3 protein-coding genes and 1 pseudogene are annotated in these 2909 nt (G+C 70.5%); all 4 read right to left on the reverse strand.

Annotated features, from left to right (window positions below; all coding sequences use genetic code 11):
• Positions 1-381 (reverse strand): helix-turn-helix transcriptional regulator (locus D1643_RS10445; RefSeq protein WP_160710554.1); only part of this gene is annotated, 381 nt, incomplete at its 3' end.
• Between the two features lie 241 nt (positions 382-622).
• The gene (locus D1643_RS10450; RefSeq protein ID WP_160710555.1) at positions 623-1159 is read right to left on the reverse strand and encodes an NYN domain-containing protein; all 537 of its coding nucleotides are present in this window, start codon (positions 1157-1159) and stop codon (positions 623-625) included.
• Positions 1160-1165: 6 nt separating this feature from the next.
• Positions 1166-1936: a 23S rRNA (guanosine(2251)-2'-O)-methyltransferase RlmB gene (gene rlmB, locus D1643_RS10455; protein WP_160710556.1), complete on the reverse strand. Its 771-nt coding sequence runs from the start codon at positions 1934-1936 to the stop codon at positions 1166-1168.
• A gap of 202 nt (positions 1937-2138) precedes the next feature.
• A pseudogene (locus tag D1643_RS10460) lies at positions 2139-2909 on the reverse strand (XRE family transcriptional regulator); the annotation flags it as partial.

Raw genomic sequence — 2909 nt, forward strand, 5'->3', positions numbered from 1 at the left:
CGGGGCGGAGGCAGCCGCGGTCGCGGTCGCCGCCGAGCTGGCCGCCTCCTGGGCGACGCTCGCCGCGCTCTCGGCGCGGAGCGCGGCATCCTGGGCCGCCTCCGCCGCCTGGGCGGCCTCGGCCTCGGCGGACTCGCGCCGATCCTGGCACTCGAAGCGCACGTCGTCGGCGATGTCCGCGTCCACGCGCAGGAGCTCGTCGATGGTCACGCCGTACAGGTCGGCCAGGGCCATCAGGTTGCCCATGTCCGGCGCCGACTCGGCGCGCTCCCACTTCGACACGGCCTGGCGCGAGAGCCCCAGCTCCGCCGCCAGGCCCTCTTGGCTGAACCCGCGCTCGCGGCGCAGCTCGGCCAGGCGCTGGGCGATCTCGACGTTCATGGCATGTCCCCTTCGCGTCTTTCGGTCGGTCATGATTCGCCTTTCAGCCTATGGTTCCGCCCGCGGTTGCACCAGCACCTAAGGTGGTCAATTCACTCATCTTTTCCCTGACAACCAACGGTTGCCCCGTCGATCACCTGGGGTTTTACCGATGACTCCCCATCGCGCACCGAAGGCGCGCCTAACGCGCCCCCTCGTCGGCGCCCTCCCCGGGCCGCGACCAGGCAGCCCATCTCGCGCCCTAGCGGCCGTCGCGCAGGGCCCGGAGCTTGGCGAGCGCCTCAGGCGATATGCGGTCGGCCACGGTGCGCTTCTCGGCCACCTTGGGGGTCTCGTCCAGGCGGGCGCTCTGGTAGTACTCCCCCACCTCGTGGGAGAAGCCGTCAGCGCTCATGCGGTCCACGCCGCCGCCGAACACGGTGTCCTGGATGGTGGCATCGGAGGTGACCACGAGCGTCTCGATCATGCGCTCGCGGGCGTCGTGGGCCAGCTTCTCGATCACCTTGTCGGCCGACTGCCCTGCCGGCGAGAACATGATCTGCACGCCGCCCACCGTCTCCACCGCGCCCTCGGAGAACGCGTTGCGGCCACCGTCGAACACGATGATGGCACGCCAGTCGCGCCCGGCGTAGTTCACCACGTCGTTGATGAGCGTCTCGCGCGCCTTGTTGAAGGCGTCGTCGGTGTAGTCCGGGTCGTCGATGGGGCGGTAGCGGCTGCCCGATCGCAGCACGTTGTAGCCGTCGACGATCAGCAGCTTCTTGCGGGGGCGCGCCATGGGAGCCTACCCGCGCAGTCCCTCGGCCGCCGTGCGGTTCTGACGCAGCCACTCGTACATGCAGGCGGTGGAGGCCTGGGCCACGTTGAGCGACGAGATGTCGCCTACCTGCGGCAACTTCACGCCGAAGTCGCAATGCTCGAGCACCAGGCGCGAGACGCCCTCACCCTCGTTGCCCATGACGAGCGCGATCTTGCCCTTGAGGTTGGCATCCCAGATGACGTCGGCGGCATGCTCGGTGGCGGCGGCCACCCAGAAGCCCTCCTCCTTCAGGCGGTCGAGCGTGCTGGCGATGTTGGCTACCTGGGCCACGGGGATGTGGGAGATGGCGCCGGCCGAGCTCTTGTAGGTGGCGGCCGTCACGCGGGCCGCGCGCTTGTTGGGGATGACGATGCCCGCAGCGCCCACGCTCTCGGCGGAGCGCGCGATGGCGCCCAGGTTGCCTGCGTCGGTCAGGTGGTCGAGCACCACCACGAGCGCGCGCCCGTCGTGCTCCGCGGCGCTGGCCGCAGCGGCCTCGATGATGGCCGAGCCGTTCACGTACTCGAAGGGCAGCGCCTCGGCGATGACGCCCTGATGGCTTCCGCGCTCGGATATCTCGTCGAGCTTCTTGCGCGAGATGGTCTTCACGGGGATGTCACGGTTCTTCGCCTTGCGCAGGATGTCGTTGATGAGGCTGTCGCGCTGCACGTTGTCGGCCATGAGGACGCACCTCATCGGAACCTGGGTGCGCAGCGCCTCAACCACGGGGCGCTTGCCTTCGATGTAATCGGCCATGGGGCTCGCTTTCGGTCGGTCGGTTGGTCGCCGGCTAGTGTAGCACGCGCCCGACGACGGCGCGCCATCTCCCCCGAAAGCCCGCGACCGCCAGGCAAGCGGCAGGGCCCGCGGACCGCGCGACACGCCCGGCGCGAGGCCGGCAAGCGCAGGCGCCCCTGCCGCCTTCCGGCGAGAGCGCGCGACGGCGCCGACGGGAGGCCTACTCCCCCGGCTGGCCCTCCACATCGATCACGGCATCGGACTGCTGCCGCGCGCGCCTCCGGCGGCGCCAGGCATGGGACAGGTAGACCGTCAGGCACTCCACGATGGGGATGGTCAGGAAGATGGCCCAAGCCGGATGCCACGCGCCCTCCACGAACGCCATCCAGAAGAACCAGGCCGTGACCCCCAGCGGGTAGAGCGCGCAGACGGCCGGGGCAAGGCGCCGCTCGGCGATGGCCACGCCCGTCACATAATAGACAGGCACGAGGAAGAACACGAACAGCGCCGGCCCCCAGGCGTCCCAGAAGACGCCCGCCAGCAGGTAGGCCAAGATGACCACGAGCCAGAAGGGGAAGCACATCCACTTCTGGCGGAAGCCCTGGGCCCGATGCCAGTCGAAGGGGTCGTCCCCGCGGACGAAGGCATGGCCGGCAGCGTCATGGCCGCCAAAGCGCACGCCGTCCCAGCCGACGTGGACTTCCTCGCCCGTGGCGCCCTCCACCACATGAACGCCCTCGCGCCACGACACGTGCACATAATCATCGCCGTCCTCCACGTGGATGCCGCCGGGGCCTACGCGCACCTTGTCGCCGCGACGATGCCCGCGCTGACGGGATCGGGACGCAGGGTCGTCGGCTTCCGCCGCGTCGTCATTCGCTGCCGCGCCCTCGGCATCGGCGGCCGCCGGATCGCAGCCCGACGCCGTCGCGGACGCGTCAGCGGCGACGCCCGCCGCAGGGCTGCCCGCCGCAGGGCCGCCCGCGGACGC

It is taken from the genome of Enterorhabdus sp. P55, assembly GCF_009911695.1.
Classification (GTDB): domain Bacteria; phylum Actinomycetota; class Coriobacteriia; order Coriobacteriales; family Eggerthellaceae; genus Enterorhabdus.

Coding starts and splice junctions, on each gene's coding strand:
- D1643_RS10450 (WP_160710555.1), bottom strand. CDS start 1,159: ATGGCGCGCCCCCGCAAGAAGCTGCTGATCGTCGACGGCTACAACGTG.
- rlmB (WP_160710556.1), bottom strand. CDS start 1,936: ATGGCCGATTACATCGAAGGCAAGCGCCCCGTGGTTGAGGCGCTGCGC.